At 66.4% G+C, this 21,987-nt stretch carries 19 protein-coding genes; 11 read left to right on the forward strand and 8 right to left on the reverse strand.

All coding sequences use genetic code 11. The annotated features are described in order from the left end of the window. Positions 1-159: 159 nt before the first annotated feature. The 4 genes from ACX9OT_RS20790 to ACX9OT_RS20805 form a co-directional block, all read right to left on the reverse strand. Positions 160-1,458 (reverse strand): replication-associated recombination protein A, encoded by a 1,299-nt coding sequence (locus ACX9OT_RS20790; protein ID WP_459003531.1) that lies wholly within the window; start codon positions 1,456-1,458, stop codon positions 160-162. Between the two features lie 250 nt (positions 1,459-1,708). Continuing rightward, entirely contained in the window at positions 1,709-2,347 is a 639-nt protein-coding gene (gene lolA, locus ACX9OT_RS20795; protein WP_459003533.1) for an outer membrane lipoprotein periplasmic chaperone LolA, read from the reverse strand. A 111-nt stretch (positions 2,348-2,458) separates the two neighbouring features. Next, positions 2,459-4,402 carry a DUF3857 domain-containing protein gene (locus ACX9OT_RS20800; protein ID WP_049421964.1) on the reverse strand — a complete coding sequence of 648 codons (1,944 nt, stop codon included), beginning with the start codon at positions 4,400-4,402 and terminating at the stop codon, positions 2,459-2,461. Between the two features lie 39 nt (positions 4,403-4,441). Then, positions 4,442-6,802: a DNA translocase FtsK gene (locus ACX9OT_RS20805; RefSeq protein ID WP_459003535.1), complete on the reverse strand. Its 2,361-nt coding sequence runs from the start codon at positions 6,800-6,802 to the stop codon at positions 4,442-4,444. Positions 6,803-7,035: 233 nt separating this feature from the next. Between ACX9OT_RS20805 and trxB the strand changes: the two genes are divergently transcribed. After that, positions 7,036-8,007 carry a thioredoxin-disulfide reductase gene (gene trxB / locus ACX9OT_RS20810; RefSeq protein WP_459003537.1) on the forward strand — a complete coding sequence of 324 codons (972 nt, stop codon included), beginning with the start codon at positions 7,036-7,038 and terminating at the stop codon, positions 8,005-8,007. Between the two features lie 102 nt (positions 8,008-8,109). Next, entirely contained in the window at positions 8,110-9,234 is a 1,125-nt protein-coding gene (locus tag ACX9OT_RS20815; protein ID WP_459003539.1) for a GNAT family N-acetyltransferase, read from the forward strand. A 21-nt stretch (positions 9,235-9,255) separates the two neighbouring features. Here ACX9OT_RS20815 and ACX9OT_RS20820 read toward each other — a convergent pair whose 3' ends face one another. Continuing rightward, positions 9,256-10,533 (reverse strand): hypothetical protein, encoded by a 1,278-nt coding sequence (locus ACX9OT_RS20820; RefSeq protein ID WP_459003541.1) that lies wholly within the window; start codon positions 10,531-10,533, stop codon positions 9,256-9,258. Between the two features lie 105 nt (positions 10,534-10,638). Then, the gene (locus ACX9OT_RS20825; RefSeq protein ID WP_459003543.1) at positions 10,639-11,907 is read right to left on the reverse strand and encodes a hypothetical protein; all 1,269 of its coding nucleotides are present in this window, start codon (positions 11,905-11,907) and stop codon (positions 10,639-10,641) included. Positions 11,908-11,979: 72 nt separating this feature from the next. Here ACX9OT_RS20825 and aat point away from each other — a divergent pair, with 72 nt between their 5' ends. The 3 genes from aat to ACX9OT_RS20840 all read left to right on the forward strand — a co-directional run bounded on the left by aat (position 11,980) and on the right by ACX9OT_RS20840 (position 13,981). Next, positions 11,980-12,720 (forward strand): leucyl/phenylalanyl-tRNA--protein transferase, encoded by a 741-nt coding sequence (aat, locus tag ACX9OT_RS20830; RefSeq protein WP_459003545.1) that lies wholly within the window; start codon positions 11,980-11,982, stop codon positions 12,718-12,720. Between the two features lie 86 nt (positions 12,721-12,806). Further along, positions 12,807-13,025, forward strand: coding sequence for a translation initiation factor IF-1 (infA, locus tag ACX9OT_RS20835; RefSeq protein WP_005409596.1), 219 nt, complete (start codon positions 12,807-12,809; stop codon positions 13,023-13,025). 578 nt (positions 13,026-13,603) lie between these two features. Then, positions 13,604-13,981: a hypothetical protein gene (locus ACX9OT_RS20840; RefSeq protein WP_032127355.1), complete on the forward strand. Its 378-nt coding sequence runs from the start codon at positions 13,604-13,606 to the stop codon at positions 13,979-13,981. Positions 13,982-14,055: 74 nt separating this feature from the next. Here the strand turns inward: ACX9OT_RS20840 and clpA are convergent, their stop codons facing one another. Then, entirely contained in the window at positions 14,056-16,341 is a 2,286-nt protein-coding gene (gene clpA, locus ACX9OT_RS20845) for an ATP-dependent Clp protease ATP-binding subunit ClpA (RefSeq protein ID WP_459003548.1), read from the reverse strand. A gap of 138 nt (positions 16,342-16,479) precedes the next feature. Here clpA and ACX9OT_RS20850 point away from each other — a divergent pair, with 138 nt between their 5' ends. Then, entirely contained in the window at positions 16,480-17,292 is an 813-nt protein-coding gene (locus ACX9OT_RS20850; protein ID WP_459003550.1) for an APH(6) family putative aminoglycoside O-phosphotransferase, read from the forward strand. Between the two features lie 138 nt (positions 17,293-17,430). Here the strand turns inward: ACX9OT_RS20850 and clpS are convergent, their stop codons facing one another. Then, positions 17,431-17,757, reverse strand: coding sequence for an ATP-dependent Clp protease adapter ClpS (gene clpS, locus ACX9OT_RS20855; protein ID WP_006444529.1), 327 nt, complete (start codon positions 17,755-17,757; stop codon positions 17,431-17,433). Positions 17,758-17,869: 112 nt separating this feature from the next. Here clpS and ACX9OT_RS20860 point away from each other — a divergent pair, with 112 nt between their 5' ends. The 5 genes from ACX9OT_RS20860 (at position 17,870) to ACX9OT_RS20880 (ending at position 21,911) form a co-directional block, all read left to right on the forward strand. After that, positions 17,870-18,343, forward strand: coding sequence for a hypothetical protein (locus ACX9OT_RS20860; RefSeq protein ID WP_032127360.1), 474 nt, complete (start codon positions 17,870-17,872; stop codon positions 18,341-18,343). Position 18,344: 1 nt separating this feature from the next. Next, positions 18,345-18,806 carry an NUDIX hydrolase gene (locus ACX9OT_RS20865; RefSeq protein ID WP_459003553.1) on the forward strand — a complete coding sequence of 154 codons (462 nt, stop codon included), beginning with the start codon at positions 18,345-18,347 and terminating at the stop codon, positions 18,804-18,806. Then, the gene (gene mnmA, locus ACX9OT_RS20870; RefSeq protein ID WP_107431878.1) at positions 18,803-19,945 is read left to right on the forward strand and encodes a tRNA 2-thiouridine(34) synthase MnmA; all 1,143 of its coding nucleotides are present in this window, start codon (positions 18,803-18,805) and stop codon (positions 19,943-19,945) included. The genes ACX9OT_RS20865 and mnmA overlap by 4 nt, the downstream gene beginning before the upstream one ends. Continuing rightward, complete coding sequence (gene hflD, locus ACX9OT_RS20875) at positions 19,942-20,556, forward strand: high frequency lysogenization protein HflD (protein ID WP_032127363.1); 615 nt, start codon at positions 19,942-19,944, stop codon at positions 20,554-20,556. The genes mnmA and hflD overlap by 4 nt, the downstream gene beginning before the upstream one ends. Positions 20,557-20,720: 164 nt before the next feature. After that, positions 20,721-21,911: a methyl-accepting chemotaxis protein gene (locus ACX9OT_RS20880; RefSeq protein ID WP_010485867.1), complete on the forward strand. Its 1,191-nt coding sequence runs from the start codon at positions 20,721-20,723 to the stop codon at positions 21,909-21,911. Positions 21,912-21,987: the final 76 nt, after the last annotated feature.

Here is a 21,987-nt window from a genome sequence, read left to right on the forward strand (position 1 = left end):
ACGCGCTGGCCGTTGGCCAACGCCAACGCGTGGATCGCCTGCACCGGCCTGGATCCCCGGCCTAACGAGTCTGGCGGCCCGGCCATGCTGAAGGTGGGTCAAGCCTGCTTCCAGCAGGCTTGACCACGAACATAGGATCTCGACTCTACATGAACCGGGTCAGCGGCCCTTAGCTGCCCTTGCCGCTTCGCGCTCGGCGCGCAGCCGGTCCAGCTTTTCCTTCAGCTTGATTTCCAGGCCGCGCGGCACCGGGTTGTAGTACACGCGCTCGCCCATCGCATCCGGGAAACCGGTCTGGTCCAGTGCGATACCGCCTTCGGCATCATGGTCATATTGGTACTCGGCACCGTAGCCCAGCTCCTTCATCAGCTTGGTCGGCGCATTGCGCAGGTGCAGCGGCACTTCTTCGGTGCCACTCTCGCGCACATCGGCCTTGGCCTGGTTGAAGGCCGCATAGCCTGCATTCGACTTGGCGGTGCTGGCCAGGTACAGCACCAGTTGGGCAAAGGCGAGCTCGCCTTCCGGGCTGCCCAGCCGCTCGTAGATGTCCCAGGCCTCCAGTGCCATGCTCTGCGCGCGCGGATCGGCCAGGCCGATGTCTTCGATGGCCATGCGGGTCAGTCGGCGCGCCAGGTAGGACGGATCGCAGCCGCCATCGAGCATGCGGGTCAGCCAGTACAGCGCGGCATCCGGGTTGGAACTGCGAACCGACTTGTGCAGCGCCGAGATCTGGTCGTAGAACTGCTCGCCGCCCTTGTCGAAGCGACGGGTGCGATCGGCCAGCACCTGGGTCAGGGTCTGCGGGGTGATGCGACCACCCTCCCCGCCCGCCAGCTCGGCAGCGATTTCCAACAGGGTCAGCGCACGTCGCACGTCGCCGTCGGCGGCGGTAGCGATTTCCAGCAGCAGCTCGGGGGCGACCTCGATACCCTCCTCGCCCAAGCCGCGTTCGCGGTCACCGAGCGCACGCTCCAGCGCCTCGACGATATCGGTAGGCGAAACGCCTTCGAGCACGTGCACGCGGCAACGCGACAGCAGCGCCGAGTTCAGTTCGAACGACGGGTTCTCGGTGGTGGCACCGACGAACAGGATGGTGCCGCGCTCGATGTGAGGCAGGAACGCATCCTGCTGCGCCTTGTTGAAGCGATGCACCTCATCGACGAACAACACGGTGCGCCGGCCTTCGGCGAAACGCTGCGCCGCCTCGGCCAGCACCTGGCGCACTTCCGGCAGGCCGGACAGCACGGCGGAGATCGCACGGAACTCGGCGTCGGAATATTCGGCCAACAGCAGCGCCAGCGTGGTCTTGCCGCAGCCCGGCGGCCCCCACAGGATCATCGAGTGCACGCGACCGGACTCGACCGCGCGGCGCAGCGCACTGTCCCGCGCCAGCAGGCGCTTCTGCCCGACCATCTCGTCGAGGGTGCGTGGGCGCATGCGCTCCGCCAGCGGGCGCATGTGTTCCCGATCGACGCTCAGCAGATCGGGGCCGGGGAAGGAGGTTGAACGATGTCTTGCCACCCGATCATTGTACCGCGAGAGCGTGCCCACCAAGGTTGGCACCCACCAGCGCCAGGCCACAGGAATCGGTAGTGCCGGCCGCTGGCCGGCAGATCAAAAGCGTGCCAACCAACGGTTGGCACTCACCAGAGCGGCCGGTTGACACCCACCAGGGCAGGTAGCGCCGGGCCATGCCCGGCGCCCCCGATCAGTTACCGATGACGTCGGTGCCCTTCGGCGGGGTAAAGCTGAAGGTGCCGGCCGCGAAGCCCGGGTTGCGCTTCCAGCCACTGAAGCTGATCACGGTGCGCTGACCAACCGCATCGGTGATCTCCATCTTGGCCAGGCCCTGGGCGTTGAAGCCCAGCGCGGCGTACTGGAAGCTGGCTTCGGTATCGCGCTTCGGCGACAGCGACAGCCACTGCAGGCCGTCCCGCTGCGCGGCCTCTTCACTGACGTCGTACTGCTGCTCCAGCAACGCCGGGTTGATCAGCGCGGTCAGCGGGCTGTTCTGCTCTTCCTTGCCCTGCTCGCGCACGGTGGCCTGCTCCAGGTCCGGCTCGTACATCCAGACCTTCCTGCCGTCGGCCACGATCAGCTGTTCGTGCGGGCGCACGTATTCCCAACGGAACAGGCGCGGCGCCGACAGGGCCACGCGGCCGCTGGTCGATTCCTTCACCTTGCCGCGGCTGTCGAACACCTGCTGGCTGAACTGGCCATCCAGGCCCTTCAGGCCACTGGTGAAGGTCTTCAGGTCATCGCGGGCGCCAGCCCAGGCGCTGCCGGCGGCGGCGCAGGCCACGGCCAGGGTGGTGGTGGTAAGGAAACGGCGGAAGCGGAAGTTCATGCGGGAATCCTGTGGGCGCGGGCGCCAGGAAAGGTGGTTGCCAGTGTGCCCGGGGAAAGATGAATGGGCGATCAGGGCGACATTATGCCGCCCCGAACGTCCATCGGCGATTCAGCCACCCGAGCCGGGCAGCTTGCCGTACAGCACCTGGCCACGGAAGCCACGACGCACTTCGCGGTACAGCGCGCGGAACGCCGGATAGTCCTGCGGCTGGCACAGCGCCTCTGGTCCACGCACCGCGTTCTGCTGCAGGCGGTGATGCACGATCACGTCCTGGCCCTCGCGGCTCCAGTCCACGCGATACTCGCCGGCGGCGTTGGTGAAACGCTGGCTGGCCGGGATGGCGATGATCGGCGCATTGGCCGGGAACTGCAGGCGATAGGTTTCCTCGCGCAGGCTGGCATTGCAGTAGAACGGCGTCTCGTTGGCCGGCGCCGAGGCGGTGGCGTACAGGCCGCGCACCGATTCACCACCCGGCGGGTCCGGCACGGCCATGCCTCCGGCCACGCTGAAGTCGGCGTAGTCCTCGGCCTGGAACGCCATGCGGTAGCCAAACGGCCGGGTCAGGTCGACCGGCACGCCCTGGATCTGCAGCTGCCCTCGCCCATCGAAACCGGACGCAGCCATGATCTGCTCTTCAGCGCGCGCACGGTTCTGCGCGTTGAGCTGGGAGAACTGGGCGCGCATGCCGATCTCGGCGTTCTCGCCCAGCTTCGGAATCGTCTCGCCGCGCAGGTTGCCGTTGGCGTCGAAGGTGAAACGCACCTCCATCGAGGTGGCATTGCGCTCCGGCGTATTGGCCGGAGTGCGCGCCAGTGAGGCGTCGCGGGTACGCATCACCGGTGCGCCCAGGTCACCTTCCGGCAACTGCCCAAAGCGCGCCCACGCGGTGGTCGAATCCAGGTACAGATCGAACTCGGGGATGTAGGTGATGGCGTGGTTGAAGCGGCCCAGCACCGGAATCTTCGGCAGCGTCGGGCCACCACCGGCACCGATCAGCACCGGCGAGCTGGCGATGCCCTTGGCCGCCAGCAGCGCCTCCAGGATCGTCACATGGTCCTTGCAGTCACCATAGTGGTTGTCGAGGATGCTCTGCGCACTGTTCGGCTCCAGGCCACCATTGCCCAGGTACACCGCCACGTAGCGGATGTTCTGCGCCACCCAGCGGTACAGCGCATCGGCCTGTTCGCGTCGGTCGCTGATGCCAGCGGTGATCTCATCGGCCAGCGCCTGCAGTTCCGGGGTGACCTGCGCCGCCGGCCCCGCCTTGAGCTGGTAGGCGCGGCCCATCTGCGACCAGTCACGATAGGTGCTGGCCATGATGTTCGGGCCGAACTCCCAGCCTGCCGCCGACCAGTTCTGCGCCGGCATGGCTTCGCGACGCTGGTAGCGCCAGCGCCACTGCGCCTGGCCGTTCTTCACCGTCGGGCGATCGCTGCCCTGCACGCCGCGGCTGTCGACGAACATCGGCAGGTTGGCCGGCGCACTCAGGGTGACCTCGGCGTCCTCGTACTCGGTGAAGACGTTGAAGGTCTCCCACAGGCCGAAGTAGCCGGGGAAGTACGGCGTGGCCTGGGTACGGCGCACCTGGTAGAACAGGCGCGTGCCCGGGGCCAGGTTCGGGAACACGATCACCCGCACCTTGCGGTCGGCATACATCGCCGCCGAGGCGCTGGAATAGCTTTCCTGGGTGTAGATGCGGTCGGCCGGCACGTCGCGGCGCTGGCCGTCGGCGGTGATGGTGTAGGCGCCGAGTACTTCCAGCGTCTCCATCTTCTCGCTGTAGCTCAGCCGCACCTGGCTGAACTGCTCGACCGAGGCCTTGGTCTTGAGCAGGACTTCGTAGGTTTCGGTCTGCACATTGCCCGCATCCGGCCGCACCTGGTAGTCGGCGCGGTAACGGACAATGCTGAAATTATTGCTGGCTTCGGTATCGCCGCTGGTGGAAGGCGGCGCCGTGGCGGGCGCGGAGGTGGCGGTGTCTGCCAGTGCCGGGCCGGCAGCCAGGAAGGCTGCCAGCGCCAGTGCCAGCGCGCTTGGTACGGGGTGAAGCATGCGTCGGTTCCTTGGACGTCGTGGGGGATACGTCGGTTCTTACTTCGGCGGCGGCGGTGCCAGCACCGTGCGGTCGCCGTTGTGCTCGGGCGGACTGACCACGCCGGCCGCTTCCATGGCCTCGATCAATCGCGCTGCACGGTTGTAGCCGATCTTCAGCCGGCGCTGCACGCCGGAAATCGAGGCACGGCGGGTCTCGGTGACCACCCGCAGCGCTTCGTCATACAACGGGTCGGACTCATCGCCGGCAGAGCTGTTCTCGGGCAGGCCGGTGGCACCGACGACCACGCCGTCGCCCATCGTCTGCACTTCGTCCAGCACGCCATCGACATAGTCGGCCGGGCCCATCGCCTTGAGGTGTTCGACCACGCGATGCACTTCCTCGTCGGAGACGAAGGCGCCGTGCACGCGCTCGGGCAGCGCGGTGCCCGGCGGCAGGTACAGCATGTCGCCGTGGCCCAGCAGTGTTTCCGCGCCGGACTGGTCGAGGATGGTGCGCGAGTCGATCTTGGAGCTGACCTGGAAGGCGATTCGGGTCGGGATGTTGGCCTTGATCAGGCCGGTGATCACGTCCACCGACGGGCGCTGCGTGGCCAGGATCAGGTGGATGCCGGCCGCACGCGCCTTCTGCGCCAGGCGCGCGATCAGCTCTTCCACCTTCTTGCCGACGATCATCATCATGTCGGCGAATTCGTCGATGAAGATGACGATGAACGGCAGCGTCTCCAGCGGACGCGGTGCCTCGCCGAGCTCCGGGTTCGGCTTGAACAGCGGATCCATCAGCGGCTGTCGTGCGTCCTGGGCTTCCTTCACCTTCTTGTTGAAGCCAGCCAGGTTGCGCACGCCCACTGCGCTCATCAGCTTGTAGCGGCGCTCCATCTCGGCCACGCACCAGCGCAGGCCGTTGGCGGCCTCCTTCATGTCGGTGACCACAGGTGCCAGCAGGTGCGGGATGCCCTGGTAGACGCTCAGTTCGAGCATCTTCGGGTCGATCATCAGCATCCGCAGGTCTTTCGGCGAGGCCTTGAACAACAGGCTCAGCACCATCGCGTTGACCGCCACCGACTTGCCCGAACCGGTGGTACCGGCCACCAATAGATGCGGCATGCGTGCCAGGTCGGCCACGGTCGGGCGACCGGCGATGTCCTTGCCCAGCGCCAGGGTCAGCACACTGGCCGACTTGTCATATTCCTTCGAGCGCAGCAGCTCGGACAGGAAGATCATCTCGCGGGTGACGTTGGGGATTTCCAGGCCGATCACCGACTTGCCCGGAATGACGTCGACCACGCGCACCGACTTCACCGACAGGCCGCGCGCGATGTCCTTGTCCAGCGAACTGATCTGGCTGACCTTGATACCCGGTGCCGGCTCGATCTCGAAGCGGGTGATGACCGGGCCGGGATTGGCGCCGACCACCTGCGCATCGATGCGGAAGTCCTTCAGCTTGAACTCGATCTGCCGCGACAGGGTCTCCAGCGTCTCTTCGTCGTAGCCCTTCGGCTGCGGCTTGGGATCATCCAGCAGCGCCAGCGGCGGCAGGTCCGAGCCATCACCGTTGACGCCGCGGAACATCGGAATCTGGGTATCGCGCTTGGCCCGATCGCTCTTCTCGATCACCGGTTCCGGGCGCGGCTCGATCTTCACCGGCTCGCGCTTGGCGCGCACCTCGGCATCGGCCTTGCGCACTTCCTGGCGCTCCTCGCGCATCACCCGGGTCTGCTGCCACTCGGTGACTTCTTCCTTCTTGCGAGCCAGCAACGGCGCCAGCGACATCACGCCGCGACCGATCTTCTCCATCACCGTGAACCAGGACAGCCCGGTGGCCAGGGTGATCGAGGCCAAGAGCAGCACCAGCACGAACAGGTTCGCGCCCAGCGCACCGAAGCCCACCGTGAGCGAATTGCCCACCAGCTTGCCGAGGATGCCGCCGGCGCTGGAGACGTCGCCACTGAACAGGCGCACGTGCAGGAAGCCGGTGCCGGCGATAAGAAAACCGACCAGGCCGACCAGGCGCAGCGCAGGATCCAGGTCGTTCTCGCCCTTGCTCTCGCGCTTGAGGCCGAACATGGCGATCCACGCCAGCGCGCCGAGCACCACCGGCAGCAGGAAGGCGATGTAGCCGAACAGCTGCAGCAGAACGTCGGCTATCCAGGCCCCGGCGCGGCCACCCAGGTTGTGCACCGGCGCGACCACGCTGCCGGTATGCGACCAGCCCGGATCAGTCGCTGAATAGGTGAAAAGACTGGCCGCCAGGTACAGCAGGGCCGGCGCGATGGCGATCAGGCCCAGATCGCGCCAGAGACGCTGGCGGCGTGGATTGTCGGTCGTCGCCGCCGCGGCCGTGCGACGTGACGCCTTGCTGTCGTCGGACTTGGAGCGTTCGGGGACCTGCTTCGCCACCTTAGACCATACCTTTGGAATGCGCTGTTAGTGATTGATAATAAATGAGACGGCGTCAGTTTTCAGTTATGCGACGTCCGGCAGGCCAATCCGACGGCCGAAACCACTACTGGATGACGGCGTTCTGTTCATCGGCTTGAATCGCCCTGCCCCAGCCGCCACTCTATGACCAGCCACGGATGCTGCGCAAACATCGCCAGCGCCTTGTCCCATCTACCTTTTCGCGAGTCTACATGAGCACCAGCCTGCCCTCCCGCCACCAGCGCCTCGTCATCCTCGGTTCCGGCCCGGCCGGTTGGACCGCCGCCGTCTACGCTGCCCGCGCCAACCTGAAGCCGGTCGTCATTACCGGCCTGCAGCAGGGCGGCCAGCTGATGACCACCACCGAGGTGGACAACTGGCCGGGCGACGCCCACGGCCTGATGGGCCCGGACCTGATGGCGCGCATGCAGGCCCACGCCGAGCGCTTCGAGACCGAGGTCATCTTCGACCACATCCACACCGCCGACGTGTCGCAGCGCCCGTTCAAGCTGATCGGCGACAGCCACGAGTACACCTGCGATGCCCTGATCATCGCCACCGGCGCCACCGCCAAGTACCTGGGCATCCCGACCGAGGACGAGTTCAAGGGCCGCGGCGTGTCTGCCTGCGCCACCTGTGACGGCTTCTTCTACCGCGACCAGGACGTGGTCGTGGTCGGCGGCGGCAACACCGCCGTGGAAGAGGCGCTGTACCTGTCCAACATCGCCCGCAAGGTCTACCTGGTCCACCGCCGCGACACCCTGAAGGCGGAAAAGATCATGCAGGACAAGCTGTTCAAGAAGGTCGCCGAAGGCAAGATCGAGACCGTCTGGCACCATCAGGTTGAAGAAGTGCTGGGCAATGATGCCGGCGTGACCGGCGTGCGCGTGAAGTCCACGCTGGACGGCAGCACCCGCGACATCGACGCCCACGGCTTCTTCGTGGCCATCGGCCACCACCCGAACACCACCCTGTTCGACGGCCAGCTGGCGATGAACAACGGCTACCTGGAAATCCGCTCGGGCCTGGGCGGCAACGCCACCCAGACCTCGGTGGTAGGCGTGTTCGCCGCCGGCGACGTGGCCGACCAGCACTACCGCCAGGCGATCACCTCGGCCGGTTTCGGCTGCATGGCCGCACTGGACGCCGAGCGCTACCTGGACGCGCAGGGCAAGGCCAGCTGAGAGGCTGACCCGCTCCTGTAGGGTCGAGCCATGCTCGACTCCGGATAAAAGGCCGACGCCAGTGCGTCGGCCTTTCTGTTTCGTCTGCCCTATCCTTCCCCCATGCCCTCCTCCCGTTTCCTCGACTCCCTGCAGTCCGTTTCCGCCACCGACTGGGATGCCCTGCACGACGGCCGCAACCCCTTCGTCAGTCATGCCTTCCTTTCCGGGCTTGAACAGCACGGCTGCCTGCGCGAGGACTGGGGCTGGCAGCCCCGGCACTTCACGCTGTGGGAGGGCAACACGCTGGTCGGCGCCATTCCGGGTTACCTGAAGACCAACTCCCACGGCGAATTCGTGTTCGACCATGCCTGGGCCAACGCGTATGCCCGTCATGGCCGCGACTACTATCCGAAGTGGCTGGGCGCGGTGCCGTACTCGCCGGTCACCGGCCCGCGGTTGCTGGCCCGTCACGATTCAGAGCGCACCGCATTGCTGTCGGCGTTGCGCGAGACGCTGCCGACGCTGGACGTCTCCTCGGCCCATATCAACTTCCACACCGCAGGTGACGAGGCGTTGTTCGGCGATGACTGGCTGCTGCGCGAGGATGTGCAGTTCCAGTGGCAGAACCCGGGCGACTGGGCCACATTCGAGCAGTTCCTCGGCGCGATGGACCACAAGCACCGCAAGAACATCCGCCAGGAACGCGCCAAGGTCATTCGCCAGGGCATCACCTTCCGCGTGGTGCACGGCGACGAGGCCAGCCGCGCCGACCTGCAGGCGATGTACCGCTTCTACCTGCAGACCTTCCTCGAGTACGGCAATGCCCCGGCGCTGACCGAGACCTTCCTGCGCCATCTGGCGATGACCCTGGGGCGCGGGCTGGTGCTGTTCCTGGCCGAACAGGACGGCGAGCCGATTGCCGGCGCGCTATGCCTGCGGGGTGGAGACACGCTGTACGGCCGTTACTGGGGTGGCGCCACCCTGCCCGGCCTGCACTTCGAGGCCTGCTACTACCAGGGCATCGAGTACTGCCTGCGCGAAGGGCTGGCTCGTTTCGAACCCGGCGCACAGGGCGAGCACAAGCTGGCACGCGGCTTCCTGCCGACGCTGGTGCGCAGCCGGCACTGGGTGGCCGATCCGGACTTCGCGGAAGCGCTGCAGGAGTGGTGCCGGCAGGAGCGGCGCAATGTGCGGCGTTACCAGCAGGAGCTGCAGCGGCATGGGCCGTTCCGCGCAGGGCCGTAGTGCCGAGCTGGCTCGACTGGTTCAGCTGTACTGGCTGTAGTGGCCGCTGATCCTGCACTGGTCGCACCAGAATGTGTAGAGCATGCCTCCATTCATCCACTGCATCAGGGAGCCATCGTCCAATGGGATGTGGGAATCAAGCTGCATGACAAAGAACATCGTGCGGCAACAATCGGGACAGGACAGATAGAGGCCGCTCTGGATCCAGGATGGCAGTCCACCCACTCGGCTGTAATTCTGCCAGCCACCCACATAATTCGGCGGTTGCCAGAACCGCCCCGGAAGCTCGACCAGATCGACCTCCGCCTCGATCAGGTTGGTCGGCGTTTCAGGACATGCCCGCGGATCGAATACCTGCGATTCATGGGCGCTGGGAAGGCCTTGTGTATCGTGGCGGAAATACACGGGGTCTCCGTGGCACCAACCAGACTCTCCATTGTCGGGGCAGTCCAGACATATGCCGAGCGTCACCTTCGAGAGGGCGCAGGGGCCGATCAACGCCAGCTCCAGTTCCAGCAAGCGCTGCAACGGGGAGTCGCATAGTCCACAACGCCCTTCCAGGCGACCGCCCATATGCCCCGTTGCCTGCGCATTCCCATCCTTCCATGTGGGATGTAGGCGCTGGAGGCGGCGCTCGACCCTTGTGGATTCTGCCAGCTGCAAGCGCTGGTGCTGTGCACTGAAACGCAGGTGGAAACCACGCCATCCATGCAGCGCGCGTCCCGAGCCCAGCTCAAGACCAGACAATCCCTCCCTTCCAATTGCCGCCCACGGCTCATCCCGTGAACCGGACAGGTCACGCGCGGCCTCCTGGAACTCCACAACCCCACTCATCTCAAGCGGTAATCCGGGCAAGCCAGCAGCAGACGACGATGCCCTTCTTGCGTTCTGAATCCATCTCCGGCCGACCTCAATCGGCAGCTCCCACCAGAACGGGCCTTCTATTGGCTCGTGGGCCGACAGGTGAAGGACGGCATCCCAGTCATCATGAAGCAATCCGGGGACACGATAGGCCGCCTGCGCCGCAATCCCGGCCACCAGCCAGTGGCGGCTACCGTTCTTGAACTCACTCCAGGCAAACCGGCACACCTCTGCGGCACTGTCATTCGGCAGCAACTCAGCCGCAGCCCTTAGCATCCCGTTCCTCTCCACACGAGCCTTCATCGCCAGGATGAGCAGTGTCGAGATGGCGGCAGGATCACGCTCATAGAGATCCAGCATCGCAACCAAGGCTCCATCTGAGCCTTCCGGCATTCGGGCCATTTCAAGCAGCTCTCGCATGGCGACGACACAGGTCATGGCGGTCAGCTCAGGGCATGTAAACCTAGAGGGTGACTGGCAATGCACCCCACGGGAATGCAACAAATCTCAAAAAATAAGGAAGCGTTCCGGCAGCCGGGGCCGTCAGGTGCACTGCCAGAAGTGCCCGCTCACCCGGCACTTTGCACACCAGAACGTATAGAGCATGCCGCCGCTGCCCCACAGCAGCGTGCCCTCACCCGTGGTCGGCAGTGTCGAATCCAGCTGCATCACGAACGGCATCTCTTCGCCGCAATCGATGCACGCCGGGTACCAGGCACTCTGCACCCAGCTCGGCGCGCCGCCCACGCGCGACAGGTTCTGCCGATGATTGGACTGGCCCCAGTCCTGTTGTTGCCAGCGCGCACTGTCCATGGCGACCAGACCCACCTCGGCCTGCATCAGGTCGCCACTGTCGGTGGGTGTGTTCGGTACCTCACGGTGCTGGCTGGGGTGGCAGCTGGGCAGGCCGGCCGCATCATGGCGATAGAAACGCACGGGCGGGTCTTCCCAGCCGCAGCAGTCCAGGCACAGCCCCAGCGTGATCTCGCCCGGCGCGCCCGGCTGCAGCGCGGCGGCATCGGTCTGCAGCAGGCGCTGAAGCGGCGCATGGCAGCTGCTACACAGCGCTTCCAGCGGCCCTCCCATGTGCCCGGCGTGATGCACCTGCCCACCATTCCAGGTCGGGTGCAGGCGCCAGATGCGCTTGCGCCAGCTCGGCTCGTCCGCCTGCTGCGCGCGATGCTGTTCGCGGCCGAAGCGGAAGTGCAATGGCCGCTCGCCATGCAGGCGACGCGGCTGCGGACCTTCGGCGACGCCGGCCCAGTGCGCCCAGACCTCGGCATCCAAGCGCCCCCAGTCGACCAGGTAGCCGCGAGCAATGGCGTAGGTTTCGGGCTGGACGGCGAGCAGCAGCGCCCTGGCCCGCGCCATTTCGCGATCGTCATTGGCTTCGGCCAGGATCTGCGCCCAATGCGCTGCCGTCGCGCTGGGCAGGCCGTGCCAGACCTGCGCGGCCAACTGCACCTCATCCTCACTGGCGACCGCCAGCAATGCCTCCCAATCGCCCTGCAGCACCTGCGGCGCCTGATAGCTGGCGAACTCCATCACGCTCGTCAACACGTCACCGCGCTCGCCCGCGCGATGGCGGCGCCACGCGTCGGCCGCGACCGCGGGCACCGCGTCATCCGGCAGCAGGTCCAGTGCCATGTCGAGGAAGGCCGAGCCCGGCGAAGGCCGCGCCAGCGCCTGCAGCATCAACTCTCCCAGTTGACGCGGCTGTTCAGTGGCCATCGACAGCAGCATGCCTTGGCTGTCGTTGCGCGTGCGCGGGGCGTCATGCAGGTCGAGGATGGCGCTGATCGAGTCACTCATTCGGAGGCTCCTTGCCGGTGAATAGTGATGGTGCCAGACATCACGAATCACCACGACGAATACAATGGCCCCATGACCCGCCAGCTGCCCTGGCGCCTGGCCGATGCGCCGGACGCCCCCTTCCCTCCGGCCGAGACCGCACTGCGCCAGCCCGATGGCCTGCTGGCGGTGGGCGGCGACCTGCATCCGGTGCGTCTGCTCAATGCCTACGCCGGCGGTATCTTTCCGTGGTTCAGCGAGGGCGAGCCGATCCTGTGGTGGTCGCCGGACCCGCGCATGGTGTTCCGCACCGACGGCGTGCACCTGTCCAGCCGCTTCCGCCGCCAGCTGCGCAGCAGCACGTGGGAGGTCACCGCCGACACCGCCTTCAGTCGTGTGATGCGCGCCTGCGCCGCGGCACCTCGGCCCGGCCAGGACGGTACGTGGATCAGCCCGGCGATGGTCGAGGCTTACAGCCAGCTGCACGACCTTGGCTTCGCCCATTCCTTCGAAGTCTGGGATCGGCAGACACTGGTCGGCGGCATCTATGGCGTCGCGATCGGTGCCATCTTCTTCGGCGAGAGCATGTTCAGTGGCGCCAGTGGCGGCTCCAAGATCGCCCTGGCCGCGTTGGCAGCCACCCTGCGTGGCTGGGGCTGGGAACTGATCGATGCCCAGGTGGAGAATCCGCACCTGCTGCGGATGGGCGCCGAGCACCTGCCGCGCGCGGACTTTCTGGAACACGTCCGCCAGGCCGTCCACCGTGACGGCCGTGAAGGCCCCTGGACCCAGGCGGTAGGACGCTTGCCAGCACAGCGTTTGGCCGGGGGTTAACACAAACTTTGCAAGCCGGGCCCATCACGCGTAAAATACCGCGCCTTAGGCCCAGCGTGGCCGTTTTCTGAACCGCACAGGACTACATGTCGAAAGACGATTCCATCGAGTTCGAGGGCACCGTCAGCGAGACGCTGCCGAACACCACTTTCCGCGTTCGTCTGGAAAATGGGCACGAAATCATCGCCCACATCTCCGGCCGCATGCGCAAGAACTACATCCGCATCCTCACCGGTGACCGGGTCAAGGTTGAAATGACCCCGTACGACCTGACCAAGGGTCGTATCACCTACCGCATGAAGTAAGCGGTCGGCGCATTGCGCCACTCCGACAGGGCCGGCCTCGCTGCTGGCCCTTTGTCGTGCGCGGAAGAAAGCGACCGGCACCGAGGCCGCTCGGTTTTCGTCCCTGTCCGAAATACCGCATCGCGCCGCGACTCTAGACTCAATGCGTTCTTCACAGAAGGCGTTGCGCGCATGACCTACCTGATCGTCCTGGACCCCCAGTCCGTCACCAGCCGCTGCTACGCCAGCAAGGGCCCGGACGGCACCTGGTTCGGCCAGCCCTGCCTGGTCTGCACCAGCATGGACGCCTCGCACCCGCTGTACCTTACCTGGCAGTGCAGCGCGAGATCGCACATGCGGGAGGCACACTTAAGCAGCGCCTGCATATTCCACATGAGGCAGTCGCATTCGTCATCGAGGATGGCGGCGACCAGGGGCGCCAGCAGGGATTCCGCTCAATCGCGGCCTGATGCGCCAAAGGTCATCGTGACCGATCTCACCGTGGCGTCGGTCAGCCCTGCTTGCGGCAGATTCGCATTTGCAGCGGCGGCGGCATCTTGGGATCCGATCCAGTCCGGATCGCTGCCCCCTGCCCCGCCATGAACCTGTCTTCCCTGCTCATCCCCCTGGCTTTGTCTGCCGTCACTCTGCTGGCGTCGTCCGCCCATGCCGCCGACACCGCGCCGGCACAGTGCGTATCACTGACCGGCGAACAGCAGATCGTTCGCGCCGGCGCCGACAAGAACATCCTGCTTCGCTCCGGCGAAGACCACTATGTCGTGCATTTCCGCAACAGTTGCCCTTCTGCCGTGCTGGCCACCCGCCTCGGCTTCAAGACCGACGGCAAAGAAGCTGACGAGCTGTGCAGCGAGGGCCGAAGCGCACTGGACACCGGTCGCGGCAGCTGCGAGGTTGCACGCATCGAGCCGATCGATGCCGAGCGATTCAAGCGTGAGGCGCGCCGCCGCAGCCGCTGACCCCAGACAGGACAAGGGCGGCCGAAGCCGCCCTTGTCATTTCCAGGCTTTCACGCCAAGCCTATGGCATCAGCTCATTCCACCGTGACCGGCAGCAGCCGCTCCGGCTCGGCCTGGGTCTCGACCACCAGCTCGTCGTCGCGAACGTCGATACTGACCTTGCCACCGTCGACCAGCTTGCCGAACAACAGCTCGTCGGCCAGCGGACGCTTGATCCTGTCCTGGATCACGCGGGCCATCGGGCGGGCACCCATCAGCGGGTCGAAACCATGGTGGGCCAGCCAGTCGCGCGCGGTCGGGGTGGCCGACAGGCTGACGTGCTTGTCCTGCAGCAGCATCTCCAGCTCGATCAGGAACTTGTCGACCACGCGCAGGATGTGCTCGAAGCCCAGCGCCTGGAACTGCACCACCGCGTCGAGGCGGTTGCGGAATTCCGGGGTGAAGCTGCGGCGGATGGTCTCCATCGCGTCGGTGGCATGGTCCTGCTTGGTGAAGCCGATCGAACGCCGCGAGGCCTGCGCCGCACCGGCATTGGTGGTCATCACCAGCACGACGTTCTTGAAGTTGGCTTCACGACCGTTGGTATCGGTCAGCACGCCGCGGTCCATCACCTGCAACAGGATGTTGAAGATGTCCGGATGCGCCTTTTCGATTTCGTCCAGCAGCAGCACGCAGTGCGGCGTCTTGACGATCTTCTCGGTCAGCAGGCCACCCTGATCGAAGCCGACGTAGCCCGGAGGCGCACCGATCAGGCGGCTGATCGAATGCGGCTCCATGTACTCGGACATGTCGAAGCGGACCAGCTCGATGCCCAGCTGCAGCGCCAGCTGCTTGGTCACCTCGGTCTTGCCGACACCCGTGGGACCGGCGAACAGGAAGTTGCCGATCGGCTTTTCCGGGTTGCCCAGGCCCGAACGGGCCAGCTTGATCGCCGAGGACAGCGTCTCGATGGCCGGGTCCTGGCCGAAGATCACCATCTTCAGGTTGCGCTCCAGGTGCTGCAGCACATCCTTGTCGGTGGCGCTGACCTGCTTGGTCGGGATACGCGCCATCTTGGCGACGATCGCCTCCACTTCCTCGACGTCGATCAGTTCCTTGCGCTGGCCTTCCGGCAGCAGGCGCTGGCGGGCGCCCGCCTCGTCGATCACGTCGATGGCCTTGTCCGGCAGCAGGCGGTCGCCGATGTGCTTCACCGACAGGTCCACCGCCGCCTGCAGAGCCTCGTCGGAATAGGTCACACCGTGGTGCAGCTCGTACTTGGACTTCAGCCCCTGCAGGATCTCGTAGGTCTCGCCGACGGTCGGCTCGACGATGTCGATCTTCTGGAAGCGGCGGGCCAGCGCCCGGTCCTTCTCGAAGATGCCACGGTACTCCTGGAAGGTGGTCGAGCCGATGCAGCGCAGCTCACCGGACGCCAGCGCCGGCTTGATCAGGTTGGACGCATCCATCGTGCCGCCCGACGCCGAACCGGCACCGATGATGGTGTGGATCTCGTCGATGAACAGCACCGCATTGGGCACCTTCTTCAGCGCGGTCAGCACGCTCTTCAGGCGCTTCTCGAAGTCGCCGCGGTACTTGGTGCCGGCCACCAGCGCGCCCAGGTCGAGCGAATAGATCACCGCATCGGCCAGAACGTCGGGCACCGAGCCCTCGACGATGCGGCGGGCCAGGCCCTCGGCAATCGCGGTCTTGCCCACGCCCGCCTCACCCACGTACAGCGGGTTGTTCTTGCGGCGGCGGCACAGGACCTGGATGGTGCGCTCGATCTCGTCGGCACGGCCGACCAGCGGGTCGATGCGACCGGCCCGGGCCTGTTCGTTGAGGTTGGTGGCGAACTCGGTCAGGGCATCACCCTTCGGCTCACCTTCCCCGCCCTCCATTCGGCTCTCGCCCTCGGAGGAAGAGGACGGCGGCTCGCCCTCCTCGCCCAGCTTGGCGATGCCGTGGGACAGGTAATTGACCACATCCAGCCGGGTGACATCCTGCTGGTTGAGGTAGTAGACGGCGTGCGAGTCCTTCTCGCCGAAGATGGCGACCAGCACATTGGCGCCGGTGACCTCCTTCTTGCCCGAGGACTGCACGTGGTAAACGGCCCGCTGCAGCACGCGCTGGAAGCCCAGGGTCGGCTGGGTATCGCGGCCGTCATCTTCGGCCAGGCGGGACACGGAGGCCTCGATGGCCTGCTCCAGCTCCTGGCGCAGGCGTTCGGCGTCGGCGCCACAGGCCTTCAGTACGGCCTGGGCGGACGGGTTGTCGAGCAGTGCCAACAGCAGGTGTTCGACCGTCATGAACTCATGCCGGGCCTCACGGGCGCGCTTGTAGCACTGGCCGATGGTGTGTTCGAGGTCTTTGCTGAACATGGATTACTCCGGCGGCAGATGGGGACAATATGCGGCCTGACTACGCGATTTCCATCACCCTAGCGGATTGCTGCGTTCAGATGGCGTTATCAGTGCGAATCGATTGATCTTCATTCACTCCAGGACAGCCCACCCAGCATGAGCGAACCCTACCTGAGTCGCTGGCGATTGCGGCGTGATGGCGCAGCCATCGAAACGCCCCATGCCCAGCTCTGGCCGGTGCTGACCGCCGCCGGCGAGCCGGCCATGCTGAAGATCAGCAGCGAAACCGAAGAGCAGAACAGCCATCGCCTGCTGCGTTGGTGGGACGGTGACGGCGCCGCCCGCCTGCTGGCCCACGAGGGGCCGGCGATCCTGATCGAACGTGCCGGCGGCGACTCACTGCGGCAACGTTCGATCAAGGGCGACGATGACACCTGCACCACGGTCCTGTGCCAGGTCCTGCAACGGCTGCACCGGCCACGGAGCGCACCGCCAGCGGAACTGGTCTGCCTGCAAACATGGTTCGCCGACCTGCTGCAGCCAAGGGCTGCGCTGCCGCCACTGCTGGAACAGTGCAGATCGCTGGCGGAGGGGCTGCTGCAGCAGGAACAGGAGATCCGGCCGCTGCACGGCGACCTGCACCACGACAACGTGCTGGATTTCGGCGCGCGCGGCTGGTTGGCGATCGACCCGAAGCGGCTGCTGGGCGACCGCGCGTTCGATTACACGACGATGTTCAGCAATCCGGACCTGTGCGGCCCCAGCATCCATGTGGCCACCCGACCCGAGCGGTTTGCCACCCGGCTGGAACAGGTCGGCGCGCTGGCGGGCCTGGAACGCACGCGCCTGCTGCGCTGGATCGCAGCCAGCGCGGGGCTGTCAGCGGTGTGGTTCCGGGATGATGGCGACCCCGCCGAAGTCGACGAGGCGGTGGCGCGGATGGCGCTGGAGGCGTTGGCGGAGGGCTGATCCCGCGCTCTGGTAGATGCCCCCCTTGGTGGGCACGCCCCATCCACTATCGATACAGGCCCCTGCCTTGGTAGGTGCCCACCTTGGTGGGCACACCGGGTCCGGAGTCGATGTGCCCAGACGAAAACCGGCAGCCGGTCAGGCCTTTTCCATCGTGCACAGCAGCGGGTGCTGGTTCATCCGCGAGTACTCGTTGACCTGGGCGACCTTGGTCTCGGCCACTTCACGGGTGAACACCCCGCACACGCCGCGGCCGCGGGTGTGGACGTGCAGCATCACCTGCGTGGCCTTGTCCAGGTCCATGCTGAAGAACTGCTGCAGCACATCCACCACGAAATCCATCGGGGTGTAGTCGTCGTTGAGCAGCATCACCTGGTAGAACGGCGGCGGCGCCACTTCCGGGCGCGCGGGCTCCACGGCAACGCCGTGCTCGTGATGGGAATCGGGGGAAGACTCATGGGGCATCTGCGCATTATAGAGGCACGGGCCAGCCTGCGTCGGCCTGCCGCAGATTGGACGGCACGCACGCCCACCGTCACAATTGCACCCTCTCTCAACACTGTTTCACAGGATCTTCATGAAAAGGACCCTTCTTCCCGCCCTGCTGATCGCCCTGGCCGCCGCCGGCTCCGCCGCCGCCGAGACCCAGGCCGACAAGGCCGTGGCCCGCCACCTGGACAAGCTGGGCTATACCTACGAGGTCGACGAGGACGGCGACTACCGCATGGTGTTCGACGTCGAGGGTGATCGCACCCAGATGGTCTACGTGCGCTCGTCGGTGGAAGATTTCGGCACCCACAACATCCGCGAGATCTGGTCGCCGGCCTACAACGCCAAGACCAAGCAGTTCCCGGTGGCCGTAGCCAACCGCCTGCTGGAAGATTCGCAGGACGCCAAGATGGGCGGCTGGGTGAAGCAGGACACCACCGCCATGTTCGTGGTCAAGATCGACGCCGATGCCACGGCCGACCAGCTCAGCGACGCCATCGATGCGGCCATCCGCACCGCCGACGCCATGGAGCTGGAACTGACCAAGAAGGACGAGTTCTGAGTTGAACACCACGCCGGACCCGCGCTGGGCACCGCACGCCACTGTCGCCACCGTGGTGGTCGACGGTGGCCGCGTGCTGCTGGTCGAGGAGACCATCGACGGCCGCCAGGTGCTGAACCAGCCGGCCGGCCACCTCGAGCCGGGCGAAAGCCTGGCCGAGGCAGCCCTGCGCGAGACCTGCGAGGAAACCGGCTGGACGGTGCAGCTGACCCACTTCATCGGCTGCTACCAGTGGACGGCCGCCGACGGCACCACCTTCCTGCGCTTCTGCTATGCGGCGCATCCGGTCTCGCACGACCCGGCGCAGCCGCTGGACACCGGCATCGATCGCGCGCTGTGGCTGACCCCGGCCGAGCTGCAGGCCGCCACGGAGCGCCTGCGCAGCCCGCTGGTCTGGCAGGTGGTGGCTGATTTCCTGGGTGGCCAGCGCCATCCGCTTTCGCTGGTCCGGGAGGTCGCATGAGCACTCCGCGCGTGATGGTGGGCGTCTCCGGTGGCGTCGACTCCTCGGTCGCCGCCTGGCGGCTGGTGCAGCAGGGCGAGGCCGTAGCCGGTCTGTTCATGCAGAACTGGGCCGACGACGGCAGCGGCGACTGCCGCGCCGAGGACGACCGCCGCGATGCGGTGGCCGTCTGCGGCCTGCTCGGTATCCCGTTCCACTTCCGTGATTTCTCCAGCGAGTACTGGCAGGGGGTGTTCGAGCACTTCCTGGCCGAGTACGCGGCCGGCCGCACCCCGAACCCGGACGTGCTGTGCAACCGCGAAGTGAAGTTCAAGCACTTCCTGGATGCCGCCCGCGAGCTGGGCGCCGAACGCATTGCCACCGGCCACTACGCGCGCGTGGCCCAGCGCGGCCACCAGTGGCTGCTGCTGCGTGGTGCCGACCGCTCCAAGGACCAGAGCTACTTCCTGCACCAGCTGGGCCAGGCGCAGCTGGCGGCCACCCTGTTCCCGATCGGCGACCTGGAAAAGACCGACCTGCGCCGGATCGCGCGTGACGTCAGCCTGCCGACCCACGCCAAGAAGGACTCCACCGGCATCTGCTTCATCGGTGAGCGCGACTTCCGTGAGTTCCTCGGCCGCTACCTGCCGGCCAAGCCCGGGCAGATCCTGGACCCGGCCGACGGCAGTGTGATCGCCGAGCACCCAGGCGTCTTCTATTTCACCCTGGGCCAGCGCGAGGGCCTGAACATCGGCGGCGTGCGTGGCCGCCCGGCCGCGCCGTGGTACGTGGTCGGCAAGGATGTGGCCAGCAACGTGCTGTACGTGGACCAGGACCGCGACAGCAAGTGGATGCTGTCCGACCGCCTGCGCTCGGAAACCGCGCACTGGATTGCCGGCGCGCCGCCGGCACGGCGCTTCGAATGCACCGCGCAGACCCGCTACCGCCAGCCCGACGAGCCGTGTACGGTCGAGGTGCTGGACGATGGCAGCGTGCTGGTCACCTTTGCGCGCCCGCAGCGCGCCGTTACTCCCGGTCAATCACTGGTGCTGTATGACGGTGATGTGTGCCTGGGTGGCGCGGTGATCGCCGCCACCGATGCGCCGCTGGAACAGCGCCTGCGCACCACCCCTTCCCCTTTTGAGGTAATCGCTGCATGAGTTTCACTGTCGACGACCGCGTCCTGGCTTTGGCCGGCATTGCCCAGGCCCTGCAGCAGGTACGCCGCATCGCCGATACCGGCCATTCCGACGCCGCTGCCGTGCGCACCGCCGTGGACAGTGTGTTCCGCGTCGACGCGTCTTCGCCGCAGGAGGTGTTCGGTGACCGCCATGCATTGAAGGCTGGGCTGCGCCTGCTGCACAACTACTTCCGCAGCCAGGGCCAGGACCCGATCCTGCCCAAGCTGGCCCTGTCAGTGCTGCAGCTGGAGCGCCGCTTCGTGCAGGACGGCGCCACCGTGAACAAGGTCGCCTCGGGCATCGAACGCGCCCAGCGCCAGGCCGTCGAGCTGGGCGACAGTGGGCACCCGGACGTGCTGGCCAACCTGGGTGGCCTGTACGCCGACACCATCAGCCACCTGAAGCCGCGGGTGATGGTGCAGGGCAACCCGCATTACCTGGGCCAGGCCGGTGTGGTTGCGGAGATCCGCGCCCTGCTGCTGGCCGCGGTGCGCTCGGCGGTGCTGTGGCGCCAGCTGGGCGGCAGCTACTGGGACTTCCTGTTCAGCCGCAAGGCGATGATCGAGGCCGTGGACCGCCAGCTGGCCTGAGCCCCATGGGGTCGGATCCCTTTCCGGCAAGGAAGGGGCTCTGACCCCGAAGCCGCCGAGGCGTCGGAAAACCGGCGCATTCAGAATGCACTTCGAGGCATTTCGACGTTAAAGAGAAAGGGGGTACGGCCGATACATCCTCCGTGCACCTCCCGAGAACGTCCATGTACTCACGCATTTTCATCCGTCTGGCCGCCCCCCTGGCTCTGACCCTGCTGCTCCCCTTCGCCATCGGTTTCGAATGGCCGGCCGCCCTGCGCTGGGCGATCCTGACCACGATGACGCTGAGCTGGCTCGGCTTTGCGTGGTGGACCACCCGCGCCCAGGCGCACCGTTCCCCGGAACACGCCCGTGTCCTGCGTGAGCAGGACCAGCTGCTGACCGAACTGCGCAACTTCGTCGGCAACGAGATCGACGGCTCGCGCGGCGAAGTGGAACGCGCCCGTGACCTGATCCGCCAGGCGGTGTCCAGCCTGGGCGGCAGCTTCGACGCCATGAACCGCAAGTCGCGCCAGCAGAGCCAGGCCCTGTCGCGCATCGTCGATCGTGCCGGTGATGAAGGCAATGCCGGCCTCGACGTTGCCCGTTTCGCCCAGCACGCCAGCCACCGCATGGAACAGCTGGTAGAAGCACTGGAGCAGGTGAGCGGCCAGAGCAGCACCACCGTGCAGCACATCGACCAGATGGCGCAGCACCTGGATGGCATCTTCGCGCTGCTGGAAGACGTCAAGTCGATCGCCGACCAGACCAATCTGCTGGCGCTGAACGCCGCCATCGAAGCCGCGCGTGCCGGTGAAGCCGGTCGTGGCTTCGCGGTGGTCGCCGACGAAGTGCGCAACCTGTCCGAGCGCTCGACCACCTTCAACGAGCAGATCCGCAAGCTGGCGCACAGCTCCAAGGACGCCATCGCCAAGGTACGCGAGACGGTCTCGCACATGGCCTCGCGTGACATGGACCGCTCCCGCGAAGCGCGCCAGGAGGCGGCGGCGATGCTCGACAACGTCGCGCAGATCAATGCGTCGCTGGGCGACGGCATGCGCGAAGTCTCCGAGTGCGCCCGTTCGATCGATGGCAGCGTGGCCGAGGCCGTGCGCGCCCTGCAGTTCGAAGACATCGCCACTCAGGCGCTGGGCGGCGTGCACACCCACCTGGACCGCCTGACCGCGATCAACCGCGAGGCGGTGGCCCTGCAGGAACTGCTGCACCGCAATGGCGGGGTGTTCGACGAAGAGATCGCCACCGCCCTGCAGCGCACCGGCAGCCGCCTGCGCGAACTGCGCAGCGAATGGGAACGCCCGCCGCACAAGCCGGTTGCCCAGCAGAGCATGGGCGCCGGCACCGTCGAGCTGTTCTGATCCTGATGTCCGCTGCCGCCGCCGGCAGCCCGCAAGGCCCCGGTTCGTCCGGGGCCTTTGCCTGTAACCCGCCGTT

This window comes from Stenotrophomonas genospecies 3 (genome assembly GCF_054473855.1).

What these genes read in the sequence shown, in the direction of transcription:
- ACX9OT_RS20840 (WP_032127355.1), top strand. Translation starts at nt 13,604, where the DNA reads ATGAACCTGTCTTCCCTGCTCATCCCCCTGGCTTTGTCTGCCGTCACT.
- trxB (WP_459003537.1), top strand. Translation starts at nt 7,036, where the DNA reads ATGAGCACCAGCCTGCCCTCCCGCCACCAGCGCCTCGTCATCCTCGGT.
- ACX9OT_RS20815 (WP_459003539.1), top strand. Translation starts at nt 8,110, where the DNA reads ATGCCCTCCTCCCGTTTCCTCGACTCCCTGCAGTCCGTTTCCGCCACC.
- hflD (WP_032127363.1), top strand. Translation starts at nt 19,942, where the DNA reads ATGAGTTTCACTGTCGACGACCGCGTCCTGGCTTTGGCCGGCATTGCC.
- clpS (WP_006444529.1), bottom strand. Translation starts at nt 17,757, where the DNA reads ATGCCCCATGAGTCTTCCCCCGATTCCCATCACGAGCACGGCGTTGCC.
- mnmA (WP_107431878.1), top strand. Translation starts at nt 18,803, where the DNA reads ATGAGCACTCCGCGCGTGATGGTGGGCGTCTCCGGTGGCGTCGACTCC.
- ACX9OT_RS20825 (WP_459003543.1), bottom strand. Translation starts at nt 11,907, where the DNA reads ATGAGTGACTCGATCAGCGCCATCCTCGACCTGCATGACGCCCCGCGC.
- ACX9OT_RS20880 (WP_010485867.1), top strand. Translation starts at nt 20,721, where the DNA reads ATGTACTCACGCATTTTCATCCGTCTGGCCGCCCCCCTGGCTCTGACC.
- ACX9OT_RS20860 (WP_032127360.1), top strand. Translation starts at nt 17,870, where the DNA reads ATGAAAAGGACCCTTCTTCCCGCCCTGCTGATCGCCCTGGCCGCCGCC.
- infA (WP_005409596.1), top strand. Translation starts at nt 12,807, where the DNA reads ATGTCGAAAGACGATTCCATCGAGTTCGAGGGCACCGTCAGCGAGACG.
- ACX9OT_RS20790 (WP_459003531.1), bottom strand. Translation starts at nt 1,458, where the DNA reads ATGCGCCCGCTGGCGGAGCGCATGCGCCCACGCACCCTCGACGAGATG.
- clpA (WP_459003548.1), bottom strand. Translation starts at nt 16,341, where the DNA reads ATGTTCAGCAAAGACCTCGAACACACCATCGGCCAGTGCTACAAGCGC.
- ACX9OT_RS20850 (WP_459003550.1), top strand. Translation starts at nt 16,480, where the DNA reads ATGAGCGAACCCTACCTGAGTCGCTGGCGATTGCGGCGTGATGGCGCA.
- aat (WP_459003545.1), top strand. Translation starts at nt 11,980, where the DNA reads ATGACCCGCCAGCTGCCCTGGCGCCTGGCCGATGCGCCGGACGCCCCC.
- lolA (WP_459003533.1), bottom strand. Translation starts at nt 2,347, where the DNA reads ATGAACTTCCGCTTCCGCCGTTTCCTTACCACCACCACCCTGGCCGTG.
- ACX9OT_RS20800 (WP_049421964.1), bottom strand. Translation starts at nt 4,402, where the DNA reads ATGCTTCACCCCGTACCAAGCGCGCTGGCACTGGCGCTGGCAGCCTTC.
- ACX9OT_RS20820 (WP_459003541.1), bottom strand. Translation starts at nt 10,533, where the DNA reads ATGACCTGTGTCGTCGCCATGCGAGAGCTGCTTGAAATGGCCCGAATG.